The sequence below is a fragment of the Burkholderia sp. MR1-5-21 genome (genome assembly GCF_053427715.1).
Genome location: NZ_JBSAXD010000005.1, coordinates 118,352 through 137,866, shown reverse-complemented (window position 1 = coordinate 137,866; position 19,515 = coordinate 118,352). Strand labels below are relative to the sequence as shown.

Sequence of the window (19,515 nt, the reverse complement as noted above, 5' to 3'; positions counted from 1 at the left end):
ATCTCGATGAATGCATTTGACGTGCTCGTCGTCGGCGACGGGCCTGCCGGATGTGCTGCCGCGATCGCTGCGGCGAGAGCGGGCGGCAACGTGTGCATGCTGGGTCGCGGGCGTTCGCGCGCCGCGCCGGAATGCATGTCCGGTGCCGCGCTCGTGCTGCTCGATCGACTGGCGCCGGCTCTGGCCCGGCAACCGGATACCTGGCTCGATGGCGAGGCCGATGCGCAGCGGGGACGTGCGGTCATACGCAGCCGCCTCGACGACGGCTTGCGCGCCGAAGCGTTGGCCGCAGGGGTTCGCTATTCGCGTGTGCCCGCCGGCGGACTTGTCTCGCGTGTCGAACACGGAACGGTTGTCGGCATCACGCACGGCGACGGCGACGTCGGCGCGCGCGTCGTGATCGACGCGACCGGCATCAGCAGATGGCTGCGTCGCGCGATTCGGCTCGTTGTGACGACCGACTCTTCGCCGTTCTGGCTTCGCCGCGGCTACGCGCGTGCGCACGAGGCGCGCATCGGCACGTACTGGCACATCGCGCATGGTGGCTGGCTCTGGTTGAGAGCGACGTCCACGTTTCAGATCTGGACGTCGCTATCGACGCTGCGCGATGGCGATATCGCATGGCCAGCGGATACAGCGCCCGTCGGACCGGTGTGGCGCGAGTGCGGGCGCTGGCAGTGCCTGCGCGAGGCTGCGGGACCGGGCTATATCGTGTGCGGCGATGCGGCGGGCTATCTCGACCCGGCGACAGGAGACGGTTTGCGTTTTGCGATCGCTTCCGGCCTGCGCGCGGGAGCAATGGCCGTCGAGGTCACGCGTCATCCCGATCGGGCGAGCGTGCTGGCCGCGCTGTACTGCGACTGGGTGACACAAAGCTACGAGCGCAACCGGGCCGTGCTGGCACAGAGTTACACGCATGCGGGGCTGGATATCGGGTGGCGCGATCCGGTTCGTCGATCGGACTGCCGCTCAGCGGTTCATGCGCCGTGAGTGCTGGCGAGAAAACGCTGGCTGCGTTTTTATCCATGCAAAGAAGCCCGCCGAGCGAGCACGGCTCGGCGGGGTTTAAACGCCGCGAGGGCAAGCTCGCGGCGGCCTGGAGCGGTACAAAGCTATCGCACACGGCTATGACTGCGAGGAAGGATGGTGAAACTTACAGGCCCAGCTTCGCAAGAACCTCGCCGCCGAGGTTGTTGATCGAATTGGTCACGCCGAGGACATTCTGGTGCGACGATGCATCGACCTGAGTCACCGGGGCCGTGATGGTATTGGGGCTGGCGAACGAGAAGCCGCTGCCGGTTGCGATGTTGTTGATCCCCGCGTTTTGGAACACGCTACCACCGCTTACGGAAGCCATTTCCTTGCGGCTGAGTTCCTGGGCGCGGGACAGGTCGTTGATCATCAGTGCGGACATGGTAAATCTCCTTGAGTTTGCTACGGTTTGGAAAGGAGCACGTTTCGTTGCGCTCGCAGCTACTAACGCATGGGACGTGCCAGCTCCGGATCATGTGCACAGATTTGTTTCTAACCTGATGAAAACAAACACAATTCAATCTGGTTGGCGACATTGCACATGGCTTGCCGGGCAAGATTGAAGATCCACGATGTCTGGTTCTCCCAAACAATTTCTCCGGTAGCTGTCTTGTCTCACCCAACATGAAATCGGGCGTGTCGCTCGCGATGCGCGTCGAGGACATCCATGTGCAGCAGCGGCGGATGTGGGAGCGCCCACGCGATGGTGCGCCAACGGGCGGCCGCAACCGGAATCGATGCAGAGATCGGAAGTCGTGCGCTTCGCGCAACTGGAATCAGTCGCGTACCTGCAGAACGGCGGGACGCTCGAGAACGCCGCGGCGATGGTCAACCACGCATCGACGCGACCACGCAGTTCCATGACTGGCGTCGCGACGCCATCAACCTCGATGACGTGGAGCGGATCCGCGTGTAGGGGGGCGGGGGGCCAAAAGCGCTTCGGGATCTGGCCCGCCGTTGATCGTGGCGGGCTGCGCAACTGACGGCTCGTCAGCCAATCTCCCTGTCGATGCTGGCTTCGTTTTGGCACATGCAAAGAAGCCCGCCAAGCAAGCACGGCCTGGCGGGCTTTTAAACGCCGCGAGGGCAAACCCGCGGCGGTCTCGAGAACTTCGGTACAAGGCTATCGCATACGGCTATGACTGAGAGGAAGGATGGTGAAACTTACAGGCCCAGCTTCCCGACAACGAGGCCGCCGAGGTTGTTGATCGAATTGGTCACGCTGGTGAGATCCACGTGCGTCGATGCGTCGACCTGAGTCACCGGGGCCGTGATGGTATTGGGGCTGGCGAACGAGAAGCCGCTACCGGTTGCGATGTTGTTGATCCCGAGGTTCTGGAACACGCTGCCACCGCTGACGGAAGCCATTTCCTTGCGGCTGAGTTCCTGGGCGCGGGACAGGTCGTTGATCATCAGTGCGGACATGATATATCTCCTTGAGTTTGCTGCAGTTTGAAAAAGAGCACTTTTCGTTGCGCTCGCTGCTACAAACGCATAGGACGTGCCAGTACCGGTTCATGTGCGCAGAGGGTGGCATAACATCATGAAAACAAACGGAATTTTATCTTGCTGTCGCCATTTGACATGGCCCGCCGGGCAAGATTGAAGAACCACGATGTCTGGTTTTCCCAAACAATCTCCGTGGCGGCTGTCTTCTCTCACCCAACATGAAATGGGGTGTGGCGCTCGCGATGCGCGTCGAGGACATCCATGGGGAGCAATGGTGGCCGTACTCGCGCCGATTGGCCGAACGACAGCAGTGCGGAATGCTGCGCGGCCGCCGATGCCGACGCTTGCGCGAGTCGCGCGGCGAACAGATCGATGTCGAAGCGAGCGGCCGGCACGGCGTCTTCGGCACGGTTCCTATAATTGACGATACAGCGACCGCCGGATGCAGCACACGCCTTTTCAGTCCGGGACCGACGGCGCTGCTTCATTCAACCTTTGCGCGAGGCAGATCATGCAACGCAGCGATACGGTCTTGAAGCAGGTGATGGCGGCCTTTGAACACGAATCTCACCTGAAGTTACACAATCATCCCATTCACATGAGCTTTGACGGCAACGCGTTGACCGTGTCGGGCGATGTGCCGGATATCGCATCGAAGAAGCGCCTGCTCTCGCTGACCCACGCGCACAGCGGCGGGATGCCGCTTGTCGATCAGCTCCGTGTGGCGGCCCATCCGCCGATGGGCGACGGCGAACTGCGCACGCGCGTTTGCGAGCGGCTCGCGCAAGCGGTCGATTTTCGCAACTGCGTGATTTGCGCACGCGTCAAAGGGCAGCTCGAGGTGCTGCGCGGCACCATGGATCAGGCCGGTAACGAGGGCAGCGGCGCGATCGAGGTGACGGTCGAAGGCGGTGTCGTGAGACTGACAGGGCAGGTGATCAGCCTGTCTCACCGGCGCCTTGCTGGCGTGATTGCGTGGTGGGCAGGCAGCTGCCGCGATGTGGTGAACCTGCTGGAACTGGTACCCGCCGAAGCCGACGGCGACGAGGAAATTTCCGAAGTGATGCATCTCGTGCTGGAAACGGATCCCCGCGTGCGAGCCGACCAGATCACCGTCAGCGTGAAGAATCACCAGATCACCCTGGCGGGCTGGGTCCCGACAGATGCGGAACGGCTGATGGCCGAACAGGACGCGTGGTGCCTGGATGCGATCGAAGGTGTCGTGAATCGTATCGAAGTGAGCGCGTGATGGCGCGGCGTCGAGCAGATGCGTGCCCTTCAGCAGCGGCAGGTATTAAGGCGGCATCAAAATGGAGGAAGCGTGCAGGCGATAGCGCGTTATCCTCCATTTTTTGCCTTCTCGCCAATGGGTCGTGCTCGAGCGTCTCCAACCCTGCGCAACATGACTCGCAGCGAGCATCTACCTCCCGGCAACCGTTTTCACGCTCCCGTTCGGTTGCACATCGAATCGCAGCAATTTTCCGCCGCCGCCTGAATCGCCAGGCGAGACCGCCACATAAAGGCACCTGCGCGCAGGCACGAGAATCGCCGTCTTGGCACCCTTGGCCGTCGGCACGTGCGCGATCTCCTCGTAGTGGTCCGCATCCTTCTGCTGGATCACGCCGACGTAATCGTCGCCAGCCAGGTAGATGCGACGGTTGACTTCGTCGAAAATGACCTCGTTGGTGCGCTGCGGCGCATCGAACGACGCCAGCGTGTTGCCGTTGGTGGCATCGAGCACCAGCAGCTTGAACGGCTTGCGTGTGCCGACGAACAGCCGTTGATGCGCCTCGTCGAACGCGATCGGTGCATTCAGCTCGGCACCCTGGACCGGCCAGCGGGCAATCACGTCGCGTGTCGTCTTGTCGACGACGGCCAGCGTGCTCTTGCCCGTCACGTTGACGAACAGGCGGTGGCCATGCTGCTCGGCCGCCATCGCCTCGGTGAAGTCGGTGTCGAACGTCACGTCGCCGACGTGGCGCCCGGTGCGCGGATCGACCTCCGACACCACCGTCTGCTGCATCTTCGGGTCTGCGTTCTTGCCGCCGGTGACGACGTACATGTGGCGGCGCGACGGATCGTAGCGCATCGAGTCCGCGCCGACGGTGAGCGGGATCGAGCCGGTGATGCGATAGCTCGCGCCGTCGACGATGCGCGTCATGCCGGCGCCGCTGTCCGTGACGATCAGCCGGTTCAGGTCCGGCAGGTACAGGATCGCGTGCGGCTGGTCGAAGCCCTTGACCGTGCGCAGATGCTTGCCGCTGCCGAGGTCGAACACTTCGAGCGTGCCGCCGTCCTCGCCGGCGAGGAACAGCCGCCCGCCGGCGACGTCGGCGGCGAAATGGTCGAAATCGCCTTTGTAGTCGGGCAGCGCCGTGCTGCCGATCAGCCGCAACGGCTCGCCCGCCGCGCCGGCGGCGTCGGCCGCGAGTGTCGCGGCATCGGCTGCCGGCAGCATCGTCGCGCACAAGGCTGCGGACGCGAGCGCCGCCAGCGACACGATCGCGGAAATTCGCAAACGCATGTTCAGCCTCCAGAACAGGGATGAATCGATGAGGGAGGCATCCACCCCGTCACGTGGAGAGGGACGCCTCGCATGCGCACGGCGGACCGTGCGACGCTTATTTCGCGGGTTCGAACAACGCGCCGTAGGTCGGGATCTGCTTCTGCAGCGCATCGCGCAGTGCCGTCGACGCCAGGAAGAAGGCCTTTTCGCCCTTCGCGTTCGCGCCGTCGTTCTTGTATGCGAGCACGATCTCGCCGACGTTCTGGCCGCTCGCGTCGCGCAGCGGCAGCATCATCACGAACTTCTTGACGGTATCGTTGGGACGGTGCCAGCGCGGGTCGACGATCGTGATGCCCTTCTTCGAGATGTCGATGTCGTCCGGGTCGTCGGCGTTGCCGATGCGGTCGAGGTAGGAGCCAGCGAACATCGTGTAGTTCTCGGTCATGCCCGGCGGGACGCCGTGAAACGTCACGCTGAGGAGCTCCGGATGCTGGCTCATGATCTGCTCGGACAGCGTCTGCGCAAAGATCTTCGTCGTCGGCGGCGTCCAGTTCCGCGGGTGCGGTGCCGGGTCGGCGGCGTACAGCACGGATGCCGTCATCACGCCGAGCGTCGCGGCGATCAGGGTCTTGGTCAGGGTCTTCATGTGTCTCCTCTCTTGGCCCGGCGGGCGTTGTCGAAGCAGGTGAAATCGAGTGTAGGGGCGTCACCTTGAACCAGCGTTAACGCGATCTGAATGCAAATTCAGCTTCAGGGGGCGGCCGCCTTCTGCGACGCAACGGGCGAACCCGATTCCGCATCCGCAACCGGTCTCGGGTCGGTTCCGGTCGCCGCGCAAGCAGCGTGAAGCGCCATGAACAGCGACAGCACGCCCGCCGTGCAGAGCACGATGCCGACCCAGTCGTGGCGGCCATTCCTCGTGGACCACTTCATTGAAGCCTCGCGGATGCTGCTCATGGGGAAGGCGGCCGGCGCGAACGACGCAGGCGGCCGATGCGCGCCCGCGTCGAAGGATCAATCGGCGCTGTCGAGCTTCGCCAGTTCTTCCTTCACCACGGCCGGCGTCAGCGGGATATAGACGCCTTCCCTGGCGACCACGTCCTGCCCCTGCCGGCTCAGCACCAGCTTCAGGAATTCCTTGATCTTCGGCTGCAGCGGCTCGCCCGGCTTCTTGTTGACGAAGATGTACACATAGCGCGAGAGCGGATACTTGTGCGTGTAGACGTTCTGCAGCGTCGGCGCGAGGTACGGCCCACCCTCGCTGGCCGCCAGCGGCACGACCTTCACGTTGGGCGTGACGTTCGCGAGCAGCGCATACGTGAGCCCGCCCGGATGCGTGGCCATGTCTTCGGCGGCCACCGTGAACGCGTGCGTGAAGCCCTTGCCCTTCACGAACTGGATGTTGTCCTTGTAATCGCCGCCCTCCAGCAGGTTGATCCTGAGGAAGTATTCGATGCCGTTGACCGGTTTCAGGCCGTACAGGTGAATCGGCCGGTCCGCCCATTCGCCGCCGAGGCCGAGGTCGCCCCATGTGTTGATGTCGGCGTGGCCGCGATTGCGCGTTTTCGAATAGATCGCGTCGAGTTGCGCCATCGTCAGGCCCTTGATCGGATTGTCCTTGTCGACCAGGATGACCGACGTCGCGGTCTTGCCGAGCGAGCCGACGCTGCCCGTGGCGACGCGGATCGCGAGTGGCTTGTAGCCGTACTTGTCGACGAACGCCTTTTCCTCGGCCGGCAGCAATTCGCGACCGACCGGCGCCAGGTCCGCCGTGTCGTTGGTCAGTGCCGGGCCGCCAGAGCCTGACGCCTTGGCCTCCATCGTGACGCTCAGGTGGGGGTAGGCCTTGCGATACATCTTGATCCAGCCGAGCGTGATCTCGTCCATCACGTCCGCGCCGACCAGCCGCAGCTCCTCCTCCGGCACCGACTGGACTTCGCCCGGGTGCCAGCTCGGTATTGACGGATCGACCTTGAGATGGTGCTCCACTGCCGCGTATTTCAGCGCGAATGCCGGCGGCGAGGTCAGTGCGCCCAGCATCCCCAGGCCGATCATCGCCGCGGCCGATGCCGCCGCGGTCTTGCGCAACCCGCCGATCTTCTGCGTCTGTTTCATGAGTGTCTCCTGATTGAACCGAAGCCAAGGTGGATTCGTATGGTTGCCCTCTGCGGGGCGATGAAGGTATTGCGTGCTGGCGTGCCCGGGCCCGCTCGGCTTGTCGGCGGTGGTGCCGTCGCGCCGCGTGCGCGACGGTCCTTCCGCCTTGTCACCATGGTGGGCCACGAAGTTAAACGCGACCTGAAGGCTTTCTGAATGAAATTTCAGGCGGCCGGCCAGGTGCGGCCGGCCAGGTGCGGCCGGCCAGGTGTGCCGGCGAGGTGCGGCCGGCGAGGTCTGGCCGGCGAGGTGTGACCGGCAAGGTGTGACCGGCCAGGCGCGACCGGCGAGTGTCATCGCGCCGGCTGGAACAGCGCGGCGAGCGATGGCGTGCGTCCGGCCAGCTCGTCGCGAACCTGCTCGGCGCGATGCACGATCACCGCGCGATCGATGCCCGGCGCGTAGCGGAACGTCGAGCCGATGACGCCGATGGTCTTGCCGCCGGCGTCGCGCATCGGCAACTCGACCGACAGGTCGCCGGTCTTCGTCACCTCGACGCGCGGCTGGCCACTGTCGAGCACGGCGAGGTCGTCGGCATCGGCCGGCTTGCCGATGCGGCCGATGTTCGACGCGATGATGACGTTGTCGCCGGCGGCGGGCGGCGTGACATGCAACGCGAGAATCGTCAGCTCGGGATGCGCGGACAGCGTGGTATCGACGAGTTGCTGCGCGTACGGCGCGGCGGGCGTGTCGGCGTGCGCCGACCAGGCGAGCGCGAGCAGCAGCGCCGCCGCGGCGGCTCTGGGAGAGCGGTGCATGTAAAGACTCCTGGGGACGGCGCCGCCCGGCAGGAAGGGCGGGCGGCGCCGGATGGGCGGACGACCGGGGCGTGTGGCGTCAGTTGGCGAGCATCGCGCGCGAGGTTTCGGCCTGCTGCGCGCGCAGAGGCACATACATCGCGTGGTCGAGCACCGCCTGCTGTCCCTGCCTGCTCAGCACGTAGCGCAAGAATTCGGCGATGGCCGGATTGAGCGGCTTGCCGGGCGCCTTGTTGGTGTTGAAGTAGATCAGGCGGCTCAGCGGATAGGTCGCCAGTGCGACGTTCTCGTACGTCGGCGCGACATACGGGCCGCTGTCCGACGCGCCGAGCGGCAGCATCTTGACCGGCGCGTCGATGTACGCGATTCCCGAGAAGCCGATGCCGTAGCGATCGTCGGCGACGTTCTTCGCGAGCGGGAACACCAGCTTGTCGTAGTGGATGTCCTCGCGCCACTCGCCGCGCTTGCCGTCGGCGCTCAACACGCGCTGCCGGACGAATTCCTCGAAGCCGTTCCACGGCTTGATCGCATAGACATGCACGGGCTTGTCGGCCCATTCGCCGGTCAGCCCGAGATCGCCCCAGGTCTTGATCGGCTTGCCGCCGCGCAGGTGCGTGCGCGAGTAGAGCGCGTCGATCTGCGCGTAGCTCAGCTTCTCGATCGGATTGTCCTTGTTGACGAAGAAGCCGATCGCGTCGAGGAAGCCGAAATGCCGGTACGAGCCGCCGGAGATCGGCACGCTGAGCGGGTCGTAGCCGAACCTGGCCTTGAAGTCGGTGACGTCGTCCGGCTTCAGCTCGCGCGAGACGAACACGAAGTCGAGCTTCTCCTTGACCAGCTCTTTCGCGCCGAGACTGCCCGCGTACGGCGGGGAAATGTGGATGTCGACGTCCGGGTAGTACTTCCTGAAGCCTTCGATCCAGCGATTGACGAGCGACGGCAGCACGTCGGAAGCCGCACCTGCGAACGTGCCCGAGAGCTTGACGTCGGTGCGCGGCCGATAGTCGGGCAGCGCGGCGTCGAGCCGCGGCTGCAGGATTTCCGGCTCGAGCAGCGCACGGCCGACCTTCATGCCTTCGTCGGCCTGCTCCTTGGTCTGCGGGGTCGTCGTCTTCAGCGCGGGCACGACCCACTCGACCATCGGCGCGTCGGCCGCTGCCGCGCCCATCGTCCAGGACGCCGCGAAGGCCGTGGCCGCCGCGGAAGCGGCCAGCCGGCGCAGGCGGCCGGAAGGCGCGAGCGGGCCGGTCGCGGAACGGGGTTCGATTCGATTCACGTGGTGTCTCCTCCTTTATTCAAGCGGGCCTCGTACGGCTACGGCGCTATTGTGCGGCCGGCTCGAGCCCGCGGAAACCGGGGTACGTGCCGATGCGTCGTGTCCAACGATAGTGTCGCCGGATGAACGCAGTCTGAAGACATCCTGAAAATCCGTTCATGAAATGCCCGCGCCGAAGATGAACGAATATTCAGCATCGGTTCAGGTTCGCTTCAGCGTCTGGCCGTAACGTTGGGTCGGCTTTCTCCACGCGCGACGGCGGGGTGGCGTTCCTGACCGGAAGCCGTGCCGTTGAGCGATCTCCCATTACAGGCAGGAGACACCCGTGCTTGCTTTCGATTTCTTCTCGCGGCGCGCATTGCCGTCGATGCGGCCGCCGCCGCATCCATCCCGCATGCAGGACGCGCGTTCGGTACGGTCGGGCGCGCGCGGTGCCGGTCGCGGCCTCATGCTCGCCGCATGCCTGGCGCTCGCGGTGCCGTGTGTCGCGCCGGCGGCCGACAGCGCTGCCGGCCTGCCGGCCTATCAACCGCAGGCCCATCTGAGTGGAACGCTCGACAGTGTCGGCGACGACGCGATGGGCCCGCTGCTCGACGCGTGGCTGGCGGCCTTCGAGCAGCGCCAGCCGGGCATCCGGCGCGGGCCGCACTGGCGGCATGCGGGCAGCGCAACCGCGTTCGGCGCGCTGATGTTCGGCGACGCCGACATCGCGCCGCTCGCGCGCGAACCGTTGCCGGCGGAACTGCAGCCGTATGCGCACCAGTTCGCCGGCGACATGATGAAGTCGCCGCTGCTCGTGCGTGTCGCGACGCTCGACGGGCACGCGGCTTATCTCGCGGTGAACCGGCGTCCCGGTGCGCCGCTGCCGCCGAAGATCAAGGCCTTCCTGACGTTCGCGCTGAGCGGCGACGGGCAGGCGATCGTCGCCGCGCAAAAAGGCTTCGCGCCGCTCGATGCAGCGGGCGCCACGCAGGAACGCGCGAAGCTCGACGGCTTCCTGCCGCCGCTCGACGCGGCGCTGCCCGGCTATCGCCCGGTGCCCGGCCTGCACGGCGCGATCGAGAGCATCGGCAGCGACGGCATGAAGTCGCTGATGGACACGTGGATCGACGCGTTCACGCAGGTGCAGGCCGGCGTGCGCAAGGGTGGCCGGTGGGAGCATCTCGGGACGCTGAACGGCTTTCATGCGCTGCTCGCCGGCGACACCGAGATGGCGCCGATGGGCCGCGAGCTGTGGCCGGACGAACGGGCTGCCTACGCGCAGATCCGGCATCGCGCGGAGCCGCTCGAAATCCGCGTCGCGCGAGGCGGCTTCGACACGCCGCAACGGACCACCGCGCAGGCGATCTTCGTGCATCCGGACAACCCGCTCGACGGCATCACGCTCGCGCAGCTCGCGTCGATCCTGCAGCGCAACCCGGGCATCACGCGTTGGGGCCAGCTCGGCCTGACCGGCGAGTGGGCCGACCGACCGATCACGATCTACATGCCGCCGCACGTCGCGCCCAATGCGATGTCGATGCAGTTCATGGTGCTGCACGGCGGCGCGTGGAACGCCGCCGTGCACGAGGGATCGATCGACGCTACCGCGCGCGCGATCGCCCGCGATCCGGGCGCGATCGGCTTCGGCGGGCTCGAGGAAGGTATCCCCGGGCTCAAGACGCTGGCGGTCGCGCGCGGTGCGGGCGAGCCGTTCGTCGCACTCGACGCGGAGAACGCGGCAAGCGGCCGGTACCCGCTCACGCGCTACATGTACATCCGCCTGAACCAGCCGCTGGCGCCGCCGGTGAAGGCATTCCTGCGCTACATCCTGAGCCGCGAGGGCCAGGAGCCGGTGCGCTATTCGGCGTACTTTCCGCTGACCGCGGCCGAAGCGCGCGAAGAGCTCGCGAAGCTCAAATGACCGTCATGCGCGGCCGTCCCGCCGCGGGCCGCGCCGGTCCATCCCTGAAAAGAGATTCATTTTCCGTTCAGCCTGATTTTAAGGTCGCCCCGTATAACTGAAACCGTTCCGTGAACCCATGTGCGCCGCTCGGGAAAGCGCAAGTGCATGGCAGGCGGTACGCCACACCTATCGACCCAGGAGGAGACACCCCATGAAACGCACTGTCCTGCGCATCGCCCTCGGCGCATTGGCACTTGGTACGCTGGCCCCGGCTGCACAAGCCGACGACAAGATCACGCTGATGGTCGGCGGCATGGAAAAGCAGATCTACCTGCCGGCCAAGCTCGCCGAGCGGCTCGGCTTTTTCAAGGAGCAGGGCCTCGACGTCGAGCTCGTCAACGAGGCGGCCGGCGTCGATGCCGAGAACGAACTGATCGCCGGCGCGGTGCAGGGCGTCGTCGGCTTCTACGACCACACGATCGACCTGCAGGCGAAGGGCAAGTACATCCAGTCCGTCGTGCAGTTCAGTCACACGCCCGGCGAAGTCGAGCTGATCTCGACGAAGCTCGCCGGCAAGGTCAAGTCGCCGGCCGATTTCCGCGGCCTGACGCTCGGCGTGACGGGGCTCGGCTCGTCGACCAACTTCCTCACGCAATACCTCGGCGTGTCGCACGGCGTGAAGACGTCGGAGATGACATCGCTGCCGGTCGGCGCCGGCAACACGTTCATCGCCGCGATCAAGCAGGGCAAGATCGACGGCGGCATGACGACCGAGCCGACCGTGTCGCGGCTCGTCAACGGCGGCGACGCGAAGGTGCTCGTCGACCTGCGCTCGCCGGAAAGCACGCAGAAGTGGCTCGGGGGTCTCTACCCGGCCGCGAGCCTCTACATGGAGAACGGCTGGGTGCAGTCGCACAAGGCGACGGTGCAGAAGCTCGCCAACGCGTTCGTCAAGACCCTGCGCTATATCAACACGCACAGCGCCGACGAGATCACCGCGCAGATGCCGGCCGACTACTACGCGGGCGACCGCGCGATGTACGTGAAGGCGCTGGCGGCCGGCAAGGTGACGTTCATCGCGGACGGCCGCATGCCGGAGTCGGGCCCCCCGACCGTGCTGAAGGTGCTGTCGTCATTCGACAGGGCCGTGGCCGGCCACAAGATCGACCTGGCGAAGACCTACACGACGGAGTTCGTCAACGCCGTGCAGGTCAAGTAACCGCGTGCGCCGCTGCGGCCCGGCAGCGGGCCGCAGCGGGCACTTAGTCGATTCCAACCCGGTTCTAGAGGTGGCAACCCCATGACAGCCCCAGCTTCCCCGGCAACCATGCCGAATTCCGCTGCCGAGTTGGCCGACGTCTCGGCCGACGTCCCGGCCATCGAACTCGATCGCGTCAGCCGCCGCTTCGTCAGCCCCGAAGGCAAGGCGATCATGGCGCTGCAGAATTTCAGCATGCGCGTCGCCAAGGGCGAATTCTGCGCCGTCGTAGGCCCGACCGGCTGCGGCAAATCCACCACGCTCAGCCTGATCACGGGCCTCGCCACGCCGAGCGCCGGCGCTGTCAGGATCTGGGGCGAGCCCGTCACCGGCATCGACCGCCGGATCGGCTTCGTGTTTCAGTCCGACGCGGTGTTCCCGTGGAAGAGCGTGCTCGACAACGTCGCGGCCGGCCCGCTGTATCGCGGCGAGAACAAGGCGCAGGCGTATGACCGCGCGATGGAGTGGATTCGCCGTGTCGGCCTCGCGCGTTTCGAGCATCACTACCCGCACCAGCTTTCCGGCGGCATGCGCAAGCGCGTGGCGCTCGCGCAAACCTTCATCAACGAGCCGGAGATCCTGCTGATGGACGAGCCGTTCTCGGCGCTCGACGTGCAGACGCGCACGCTGATGCAGGACGAACTGCTGCATCTGTGGAGCGTGAACGGTGCGTCGGTGGTGTTCGTCACGCACGACATCGAGGAGGCCATCGCGCTCGCGGACAAGGTGTTCGTGCTGACGTCGGGCCCCGCGACCGTGAAGACATCCTACGAAATCGACCTGCCGCGCCCGCGCGACGTGGCGGAATCGCGCTATTCCCCGCGCTTTATCGAACTGTCGCGCCAGATCTGGAACGATCTGCGCGACGAGGTCCACATCTGAGCGCCCGCGGGCGCGTTGAGGAACAGCATGAATACCCCGATGACAGGCGCCGCCTCGAACGAGCTCGAGCTGCGGCAGGTGGAAGTGCGGGCCCAGGCGACCATGCGCCGGCGCCAGACGCTCGTGCATGTGCTGCGGCTCGCGGTGCTGGTCGTGACGCTGGGCGGCTGGGAGCTCGCCGGACGTATCGGCTGGATCGATCCGTTTTTCTTCTCGACGCCGTCGCTGATCGTTGCGCAGATCTGGCAGTGGCTGACCGAGGGAACGTCGCAAGGGCCGTTGTGGGTGCAGGTGCTCGTGACCCTCGAGGAGACTGCGCTCGGCTTCCTGATCGGCAGCGTGGGCGGCGTGATTGCCGGGATCGCGCTGGGCCGCAACAAGCTGCTCGCTGACGTGTTCAGCATCTACATCAAGATCGCGAATTCGATCCCGCGCGTGGTGCTCGGCTCGGTGTTCATCATCGCGCTGGGGCTCGGCATGGCGTCGAAGGTCGCGCTGGCGGTCGTGATGGTGTTCTTCGTGGTGTTTGCCAACGCATTCCAGGGCGTGCGCGAGGCCGACCGCAACCTGATCGCGAACGCGCACATCCTCGGCGCGTCGAAACGCGACGTCACGCTGACGGTCGTGTTGCCGGCCGCGATGAGCTGGATCCTCGCGAGCCTCCACGTGAGCTTCGGGTTCGCGCTGGTCGGCGCCGTGGTCGGCGAATTCCTCGGCTCGAAGCAAGGCATCGGGTTGCTGATCTCGACCGCGCAGGGCGCGTTCAACGCGGCCGGCGTGTTCGCCGCGATGATCGTGCTCGCCGTCGTCGCGCTGGGTGCGGAGTTCGTGCTCACGCAGCTCGAGAACAGGCTCCTCAAGTGGCGGCCGCCGCAATTCTCCGACGCCGGCCATTGAGTGCCGCGCGCCGGGCTGGCTGCGCGTGAAGGACCAGCCCGGTATCTCCCTTCGCGCGGCCACCTCGGCGCCGCGCTTCTTCCTGTCCCGCCTGTCTTTCATCTGATCTATCGCGTTCCTGCGTGACCGCGGGCGTTCGCCCGCGGCGCAGCTCACATTTTGATCTGGAGATTCCGCCTCATGCCATTCACCCGTGATCCGGCCGCGCGCCGCACGCAGCGCCGCGCGCGTCTCGTCAACGCGGTGCTCGCCGTCGGCGCGTGCCTGGCCAGTCATGCCGCGCTTGCCGGCCCGCCGTTCGTGACCGACGATCCCGAGCCGGTCGAGCGCGGGCATTTCGAAATCGATGCCGCCGCATCGGGCACCGTGCGGCAGGGAAGTCATGCTGGCCTGCTGCCGGGTATCGAGGTCAATTACGGGCTGCTGGACAACCTGCAGGTCAGCGTCAATGCCGGGATGGCGTTCATGCGCGACAGCGGCGACCGCACGCATTACGGCTTCGGCGATACCGAGCTCGGCGCGAAGTACCGCTTCATCACCGAGGACGACGCGGGCTGGCGCCCGCAGGCCGCCTTCGCGCCGAGCGTCACGCTGCCGACCGGCAACGATCGCCTCGGCCTCGGTGACGGGCACGCGCACGTGCTGCTGCCGCTGTGGATGCAGAAATCGATCGGCGACTGGACCACGTTCGGCGGCGGCGGATACGTCGTCAACCATCATGCGGGGCAGAAGGGCTACTGGACTGCCGGCTGGGCCGCGTTGCGCAAGTTCGGCGACCGGCTTCAGCTCGGCGGCGAAGTGTTCTACACGGGGGCGATGAGCGTGGACGACCCGTCGGCAGTCGGCTTCAACCTCGGCGGCATCTACGGGCTGACCGAGCACGACCGCATCCTGTTCTCGTTCGGGCGAGGCATCACGCACGTGAGCGACACCAACCGCTTTTCCTATTACGTCGGCTATCAGCGCGACCTCTGACGCGTGCACGCGGTGCGCTCACGTGGCGCCAGTGGGGTGAAATGCCGTGCTGGCCGGGACGTTGCCGGCATGCTCGGGCGCCGTCTCCGCGGGAATGTCGAAGATGACGGACAGCCCGCGGCCGCCCGGCCCGGCCTCCGCGAAGATGCGGCCGCCGTGCAGTTCCACGATGCTGCGGCAGATGGCGAGGCCGAGGCCGCTGCCCTTGTCCTCGTTGCCCGGGCGATTGACGCGCACGAAGCGCTCGAAGATGTGTTCGCGCTGTTCGGCCGCGACGCCGGGCCCTTCGTCCTCCACGCACACCTGCCAGCACTGGTTCATCAGTGTCGAGCGCAACGTGACGCGGCTGCCGGCCGGCGAAGCGGCGAGGGCGTTGCTGAGGAGGTTCAGCAGCACCTGCCGGATCCACTTCGGCTCGATCGCGACGAGGCCGTGGCCGTGATGCGTGAGGAAGAAGCGCTGCTCGCGATATTCGGCGAGCACGTGGGCGTCCTGTGCGAAGCCTTGCAGGAACGGCTCCGGATCCTGCTGTCGCAGATCGAGACTGATCGCGCGCGCGTCGGCACGTGACAGGAACAGCAGATCCTCGATGATGCGGTTGAGCTGCGCCAGTTCCTTGATCTGGATCTGCACCGCCTGTTCCTGCGCTGGCGTGAGCTGGCCGTCGACGACGAGCTTTTCGGCCTGCAGACGCACCAGCGTCAGCGGCGTCTTCAACTCGTGCGACGCTTCGGCGGTAAACCGGCGGATCTGGTCGAACGAATTCTCGAGGCGGTCGAACATCTGGTTGAGCAGGCGCGCGAGGTCCGAGATTTCGTCGCGCGCACGGGACACCGGGATGCGCTCGCTCAGGTTGTCGGAGCGAATGCGGTCGGCCGTGTCCTGGATCAGCCGCAGCGGCCGCAGTGCCATCCGGCTCAGACCGTAGCCGATCACGCTGCTGACCGCGATCATCACGACCAGCAGCCCGTAGAACGTGCGTTCGTACGCGCTCATCACCACGCGCACATGGCGCTTCGACGTCGCGATCGCGGCCGTATAGGGACCGAGCGCGAAGGTGCCGGCACGCAGCTCGCCCAGGCCTTCGACATTGGCATTGAAGGCCTGCTGCTTGGACGCGGGCACGATGTCGTGCCCGCGCAGCCCCGGCGAACGAAACACGACCGTGCCGCCGGGCCCATAGATCTCGATGAAGAACAGCTCCAGGTTGTCGCTCGTCATCGCTTGCACGCGCTGGCGCCACTCCGCCTCCGACGGCGTCGCGCCGAGCGGTGCGATGCTTGCGCGGATCTGTTCGAATTCCGAACGATTGAGCAGGTCCAGCGCATGAATGGCATGGCCTTCGATGAAGTAGCGCCCGGCCAGGAACAGCGATGCGAACGTGACGGTCGACGCGAGGACGTAGCAGATCGCGAGACGCGCGCCGATGGATTTCATATCAGTTGGTAGCCGACGCCGCGCACCGTCTTGAACAGCGGCTTGCCGAGCGGCGCCTCGAACTTGCCCCGCAGCCGGCTCATGTAGACGTCGAGCAGGTTGGTGTCGACGTCGTAATGCGATTCCCAGATCTTCTCGGCGATGAGCGTGCGCGTCAGGATGCGGCCGGGATTCTGCAGGAAGATTTCCAGCAGCGCGAACTCGCGGCTCGTCAGGTCGATCGGCTTGCCGTTCAGGTGGACGGTGCGGCTCAGCAGGTCGAGCTTGATGCCCTGGTGCTGCAGCACGGTCTCCTTGACGGACGACTGGCGGCGCAGCAGCGAGCGCATGCGCGCGAGCAGCTCCTCGAGGCTGAACGGCTTCGGCAGGTAGTCGTCGGCGCCGACGTCGAGCCCCTTCACGCGATCCTCGACGGCATCGCGCGCGCTCAGGATCAGCACGGGCTCGTTGAAGCCGGCCGCGCGCCATTCGCGCAGCAGGTCGAGGCCGTCGCCGTCTGGCAGGCCCAGGTCGAGCACGATCACGTCGTAGCTCGACTCGCATAGCGCCTCGCGCGCCTGTGCGCAGTTCTCCACCCACGTCACCGTGTATGCGCGCTCGGTCAGCGCCTGCTTGAGAAACAGGCCGAGCTTGCGCTGGTCTTCCAGGATGAGGATCTTCATGATGAAACTGCCTGTCGACGGTGGTTTCAGGCTAGCGCAGGCTGTTCTTCGTGACAAGCGAAGCGTGGGCCGGGGCGGGGTTTTCCTGATCAACCTGAACGCGAATTCAGGTAGCGTTCATGCCCGATTCAGGATCGCGGTGCGTGCGCGTGGCGCGGCGATTTCGACGACACGCGGTGAATCGGGACTTTCCCCGATATCCCCGCAAATTCAGCTTTCATTCAGGTTTGCCGACAAAGATGATGACCATGCAACGTCGTCGCCTTGGCTACCCCATGACACCTGAAATCCATCGGCTCGTTCTGCAGGTCCATCGCTGGTGCGGCATGACCGTCGGGCTCGTGATCCTGCTGATGGCGATCACCGGCGCATCGATCGTGTTCCGCCCCGACCTCGAGCCCGTGCTCAATCGCGATCTGCTGACGGTGCCGGCTTGCATGGCGCGCGTGCCGCTCGATACGCTGGCCGCGAACGCCGCCGCGTCGCGGCCGCGTGCGACGCTCGATTACATCCGGCTCGTCGCAGGCAAGCGCGATGCGCAGCGCATGCCGTCCGCGATGGTACGTTTCACCGACCAGTACTTCGTCTATGTCAATCCGTGTACCGGTGACGTACTCGGTGAGCGCTCGCGCTATGGCGGCCTGCTCGGCACGATCGAGCAGATCCATCGATTCCGCTTCATGCGGAACGGCAGCCTGATTACCGGTACGAGCGCGATGCTGTTCGGCCTGTTGCTCATCGCCGGCGGGGTCGCGCTCTGGTGGCCGCGCACGCGCTACGGCTGGCGCCATGCATTCACGCTCCGGTCCGGCGCGCGCGGCGCGGTGTCCGCGTATCGCCTGCACCGGACGGCTGGCGCGTACGCAAGCGTGGTGCTGCTGTCGATGGTGCTGACCGGGCTGCCGTGGGCATTCGACTGGTACGCGCACGGCATCTACACGATCGCGGGCTCGCCGGCGCCCGCGAAACCGCCGAAGTCGGCCGTGCCTGCGCATGGCGCGACGCACCGGCCGCTCGAAAGCTTCTGGCGCACCGCGCAGTCGCTGTCGCCCGATCCGCAGGATGCACTGCTGCATATCCCCGAGAAACCGCGCGACCCCGTCGAGATGTACCTGATCGATCGCGACGCCCCCCATCCGAACGCCCGCACGATGCTGTTCATGGACGCGTATACGGGCAAGGTGCTGCGGTTCGTGCCGTATCGGGACAGCAGCGTCGGGCACAAGCTGTATTTCTGGGCGCTGTCGTGGCACACGGGCGCGGTCGGCGGCGTGTTCGGACAGCTGCTCCTGCTGGCCGCCGCGCTGTGCGTGCCGCTGCTCGCATTCACGGGCATCCGGAACTTCCTGCGCCGCACGCAGCGCACGGCATCGAACCAGGCACGCATGACCGTGCGCGTCACGAGCAAGACGATCGAGGCCGACGGCGTGTGTGCGTTCGAGCTGACCGCCCCGGCCGGACGCAAGCTGCCGCCGTTCACGGCCGGCGCGCATATCGACGTGCATCTCGGCGACGGCCTCGTGCGCCAGTATTCGCTGTGCAACGATCCGCGCGAGCGCCATCGCTACCTGATCGCCGTGCTGCGCGTCGAATGCTCGCGCGGCGGGTCGGCGGCGATGCACGACCGCGTTCGCGAAGGCGACCTGCTCGAGATCGGCGTGCCGGGCAATCACTTTGCGCTCGACGAATCCGCGCCGCGCTCGCTGCTGGTCGCGGGCGGCATCGGCATCACGCCGATCGTCGCGATGGCGGAGCGGCTCGCACGGCGCGGCGCCGATTTCGAGGTGCATTATTGCGTGCGTTCGCGCTCGCGCGCGGCGTTCCTGCCGCGGCTCGCGAGGGCGTCGTTCGCGGGCCGCGTGCGCTGCCACTTCAGCGACGGACGCCCCGAACAGCACTTCGACATCGAGCGCGTGCTCGACAGCCAGTCGCCGCGCACCCATCTTTATGTGTGCGGCCCGGCCGGCTTCATCGACAGGGTGCTGTACGCGGCGCGGCAACGCGGCTGGCCGGAACGGCAATTGCACTGTGAGCGCTTCGCGTCGCAAGCGCAGAAGCCGGCATCGACGCATGCGTTCGACGTCCAGCTCGCCAGCACGGGCAAGGTGTACCGCGTTCCCGGGCACAAGACCGTCACCGCGTCGCTGGCCGAGCACGGCGTCAGGATCCCGACGTCGTGCGAGCAGGGTGTCTGCGGCACCTGCGTCACGCGCGTGATCGCGGGCGAGGTCGAGCACCTCGACTGCGTGCTGACCGACACGCAGCGGGAGCGGCACCGGCACTTCACGCCCTGTTGCTCGCGCGCGAAGGGCGACCTGCTCGTGCTGGACATCTGACCGGG

Annotated in this window: 20 protein-coding genes; 9 read left to right on the top strand and 11 right to left on the bottom strand. The window is 66.1% G+C overall.

Annotated elements, in window-relative coordinates:
* Window positions 1-6: 6 nt before the first annotated feature.
* A complete protein-coding gene (locus ACV229_RS09130; RefSeq protein WP_448082798.1) occupies window positions 7-990 on the top strand; it encodes an NAD(P)/FAD-dependent oxidoreductase in 984 nt (327 codons plus the stop codon).
* A 163-nt stretch (window positions 991-1,153) separates the two neighbouring features.
* Here ACV229_RS09130 and ACV229_RS09125 read toward each other — a convergent pair whose 3' ends face one another.
* The 3 genes from ACV229_RS09125 to ACV229_RS09115 form a co-directional block, all read right to left on the bottom strand.
* Entirely contained in the window at window positions 1,154-1,414 is a 261-nt protein-coding gene (locus ACV229_RS09125; protein ID WP_448082797.1) for a hypothetical protein, read from the bottom strand.
* 782 nt (window positions 1,415-2,196) lie between these two features.
* Window positions 2,197-2,457 carry a hypothetical protein gene (locus ACV229_RS09120; protein WP_448082796.1) on the bottom strand — a complete coding sequence of 87 codons (261 nt, stop codon included), beginning with the start codon at window positions 2,455-2,457 and terminating at the stop codon, window positions 2,197-2,199.
* 233 nt (window positions 2,458-2,690) lie between these two features.
* Window positions 2,691-2,969, bottom strand: coding sequence for a hypothetical protein (locus tag ACV229_RS09115; protein ID WP_448082795.1), 279 nt, complete (start codon window positions 2,967-2,969; stop codon window positions 2,691-2,693).
* A 23-nt stretch (window positions 2,970-2,992) separates the two neighbouring features.
* Here ACV229_RS09115 and ACV229_RS09110 point away from each other — a divergent pair, with 23 nt between their 5' ends.
* Window positions 2,993-3,730, top strand: a complete 738-nt coding sequence (locus ACV229_RS09110) for a BON domain-containing protein (protein WP_448082794.1) — start codon at window positions 2,993-2,995, stop codon at window positions 3,728-3,730.
* A 171-nt stretch (window positions 3,731-3,901) separates the two neighbouring features.
* Here the strand turns inward: ACV229_RS09110 and ACV229_RS09105 are convergent, their stop codons facing one another.
* From ACV229_RS09105 to ACV229_RS09080, 6 genes are all read right to left on the bottom strand, one after another.
* On the bottom strand, window positions 3,902-5,005 hold the full coding sequence (locus tag ACV229_RS09105) for a YncE family protein (protein WP_448082793.1): 1,104 nt from the start codon (window positions 5,003-5,005) through the stop codon (window positions 3,902-3,904).
* Window positions 5,006-5,102: 97 nt separating this feature from the next.
* On the bottom strand, window positions 5,103-5,633 hold the full coding sequence (locus ACV229_RS09100) for a hypothetical protein (protein WP_448082792.1): 531 nt from the start codon (window positions 5,631-5,633) through the stop codon (window positions 5,103-5,105).
* 104 nt (window positions 5,634-5,737) lie between these two features.
* Complete coding sequence (locus ACV229_RS09095; protein WP_448082791.1) at window positions 5,738-5,920, bottom strand: hypothetical protein; 183 nt, start codon at window positions 5,918-5,920, stop codon at window positions 5,738-5,740.
* 81 nt (window positions 5,921-6,001) lie between these two features.
* Window positions 6,002-7,102 carry a PstS family phosphate ABC transporter substrate-binding protein gene (locus ACV229_RS09090; RefSeq protein ID WP_448082790.1) on the bottom strand — a complete coding sequence of 367 codons (1,101 nt, stop codon included), beginning with the start codon at window positions 7,100-7,102 and terminating at the stop codon, window positions 6,002-6,004.
* A 335-nt stretch (window positions 7,103-7,437) separates the two neighbouring features.
* The gene (locus ACV229_RS09085) at window positions 7,438-7,902 is read right to left on the bottom strand and encodes a hypothetical protein (protein WP_448082789.1); all 465 of its coding nucleotides are present in this window, start codon (window positions 7,900-7,902) and stop codon (window positions 7,438-7,440) included.
* A gap of 79 nt (window positions 7,903-7,981) precedes the next feature.
* The gene (locus tag ACV229_RS09080) at window positions 7,982-9,178 is read right to left on the bottom strand and encodes a PstS family phosphate ABC transporter substrate-binding protein (protein WP_448082788.1); all 1,197 of its coding nucleotides are present in this window, start codon (window positions 9,176-9,178) and stop codon (window positions 7,982-7,984) included.
* Between the two features lie 325 nt (window positions 9,179-9,503).
* On the opposite strand from ACV229_RS09080, the gene ACV229_RS09075 reads away from it, so the two are divergent.
* The 5 genes from ACV229_RS09075 (at window position 9,504) to ACV229_RS09055 (ending at window position 15,075) form a co-directional block, all read left to right on the top strand.
* The gene (locus tag ACV229_RS09075; RefSeq protein WP_448082787.1) at window positions 9,504-11,081 is read left to right on the top strand and encodes a substrate-binding domain-containing protein; all 1,578 of its coding nucleotides are present in this window, start codon (window positions 9,504-9,506) and stop codon (window positions 11,079-11,081) included.
* 193 nt (window positions 11,082-11,274) lie between these two features.
* Window positions 11,275-12,282 (top strand): ABC transporter substrate-binding protein, encoded by a 1,008-nt coding sequence (locus ACV229_RS09070; protein WP_448082786.1) that lies wholly within the window; start codon window positions 11,275-11,277, stop codon window positions 12,280-12,282.
* 108 nt (window positions 12,283-12,390) lie between these two features.
* Complete coding sequence (locus ACV229_RS09065) at window positions 12,391-13,203, top strand: ABC transporter ATP-binding protein (RefSeq protein WP_448083001.1); 813 nt, start codon at window positions 12,391-12,393, stop codon at window positions 13,201-13,203.
* Window positions 13,204-13,230: 27 nt separating this feature from the next.
* Window positions 13,231-14,100 (top strand): ABC transporter permease, encoded by an 870-nt coding sequence (locus ACV229_RS09060; protein ID WP_448082785.1) that lies wholly within the window; start codon window positions 13,231-13,233, stop codon window positions 14,098-14,100.
* A gap of 180 nt (window positions 14,101-14,280) precedes the next feature.
* Entirely contained in the window at window positions 14,281-15,075 is a 795-nt protein-coding gene (locus ACV229_RS09055; RefSeq protein WP_448082784.1) for a hypothetical protein, read from the top strand.
* Window positions 15,076-15,093: 18 nt separating this feature from the next.
* Here the strand turns inward: ACV229_RS09055 and ACV229_RS09050 are convergent, their stop codons facing one another.
* Window positions 15,094-16,512 (bottom strand): ATP-binding protein, encoded by a 1,419-nt coding sequence (locus ACV229_RS09050; protein ID WP_448082783.1) that lies wholly within the window; start codon window positions 16,510-16,512, stop codon window positions 15,094-15,096.
* Entirely contained in the window at window positions 16,509-17,174 is a 666-nt protein-coding gene (locus ACV229_RS09045) for a response regulator transcription factor (RefSeq protein WP_448078360.1), read from the bottom strand. The genes ACV229_RS09050 and ACV229_RS09045 overlap by 4 nt, the downstream gene beginning before the upstream one ends.
* Here ACV229_RS09045 and ACV229_RS09040 point away from each other — a divergent pair.
* On the top strand, window positions 17,173-17,460 hold the full coding sequence (locus ACV229_RS09040) for a hypothetical protein (RefSeq protein WP_448082782.1): 288 nt from the start codon (window positions 17,173-17,175) through the stop codon (window positions 17,458-17,460). The two genes, ACV229_RS09045 and ACV229_RS09040, sit on opposite strands and share 2 nt — an antisense overlap.
* Window positions 17,450-19,510, top strand: a complete 2,061-nt coding sequence (locus tag ACV229_RS09035; protein WP_448082781.1) for a PepSY domain-containing protein — start codon at window positions 17,450-17,452, stop codon at window positions 19,508-19,510. Before ACV229_RS09040 ends, ACV229_RS09035 begins: the two co-directional genes overlap by 11 nt.
* The last annotated feature ends 5 nt before the right edge of the window (window positions 19,511-19,515 follow it).

Excerpts from the sequence above, each read along its gene's own strand:
- ACV229_RS09130 (WP_448082798.1), top strand. The coding sequence starts at position 7 with ATGAATGCATTTGACGTGCTCGTCGTCGGCGACGGGCCTGCCGGATGT.
- ACV229_RS09125 (WP_448082797.1), bottom strand. The coding sequence starts at position 1,414 with ATGTCCGCACTGATGATCAACGACCTGTCCCGCGCCCAGGAACTCAGC.
- ACV229_RS09120 (WP_448082796.1), bottom strand. The coding sequence starts at position 2,457 with ATGTCCGCACTGATGATCAACGACCTGTCCCGCGCCCAGGAACTCAGC.
- ACV229_RS09115 (WP_448082795.1), bottom strand. The coding sequence starts at position 2,969 with ATGAAGCAGCGCCGTCGGTCCCGGACTGAAAAGGCGTGTGCTGCATCC.
- ACV229_RS09110 (WP_448082794.1), top strand. The coding sequence starts at position 2,993 with ATGCAACGCAGCGATACGGTCTTGAAGCAGGTGATGGCGGCCTTTGAA.
- ACV229_RS09105 (WP_448082793.1), bottom strand. The coding sequence starts at position 5,005 with ATGCGTTTGCGAATTTCCGCGATCGTGTCGCTGGCGGCGCTCGCGTCC.
- ACV229_RS09100 (WP_448082792.1), bottom strand. The coding sequence starts at position 5,633 with ATGAAGACCCTGACCAAGACCCTGATCGCCGCGACGCTCGGCGTGATG.
- ACV229_RS09095 (WP_448082791.1), bottom strand. The coding sequence starts at position 5,920 with ATGAAGTGGTCCACGAGGAATGGCCGCCACGACTGGGTCGGCATCGTG.
- ACV229_RS09090 (WP_448082790.1), bottom strand. The coding sequence starts at position 7,102 with ATGAAACAGACGCAGAAGATCGGCGGGTTGCGCAAGACCGCGGCGGCA.
- ACV229_RS09085 (WP_448082789.1), bottom strand. The coding sequence starts at position 7,902 with ATGCACCGCTCTCCCAGAGCCGCCGCGGCGGCGCTGCTGCTCGCGCTC.
- ACV229_RS09070 (WP_448082786.1), top strand. The coding sequence starts at position 11,275 with ATGAAACGCACTGTCCTGCGCATCGCCCTCGGCGCATTGGCACTTGGT.
- ACV229_RS09065 (WP_448083001.1), top strand. The coding sequence starts at position 12,391 with ATGCCGAATTCCGCTGCCGAGTTGGCCGACGTCTCGGCCGACGTCCCG.
- ACV229_RS09060 (WP_448082785.1), top strand. The coding sequence starts at position 13,231 with ATGAATACCCCGATGACAGGCGCCGCCTCGAACGAGCTCGAGCTGCGG.
- ACV229_RS09055 (WP_448082784.1), top strand. The coding sequence starts at position 14,281 with ATGCCATTCACCCGTGATCCGGCCGCGCGCCGCACGCAGCGCCGCGCG.
- ACV229_RS09050 (WP_448082783.1), bottom strand. The coding sequence starts at position 16,512 with ATGAAATCCATCGGCGCGCGTCTCGCGATCTGCTACGTCCTCGCGTCG.
- ACV229_RS09040 (WP_448082782.1), top strand. The coding sequence starts at position 17,173 with ATGATGAAACTGCCTGTCGACGGTGGTTTCAGGCTAGCGCAGGCTGTT.
- ACV229_RS09045 (WP_448078360.1), bottom strand. The coding sequence starts at position 17,174 with ATGAAGATCCTCATCCTGGAAGACCAGCGCAAGCTCGGCCTGTTTCTC.
- ACV229_RS09035 (WP_448082781.1), top strand. The coding sequence starts at position 17,450 with ATGACACCTGAAATCCATCGGCTCGTTCTGCAGGTCCATCGCTGGTGC.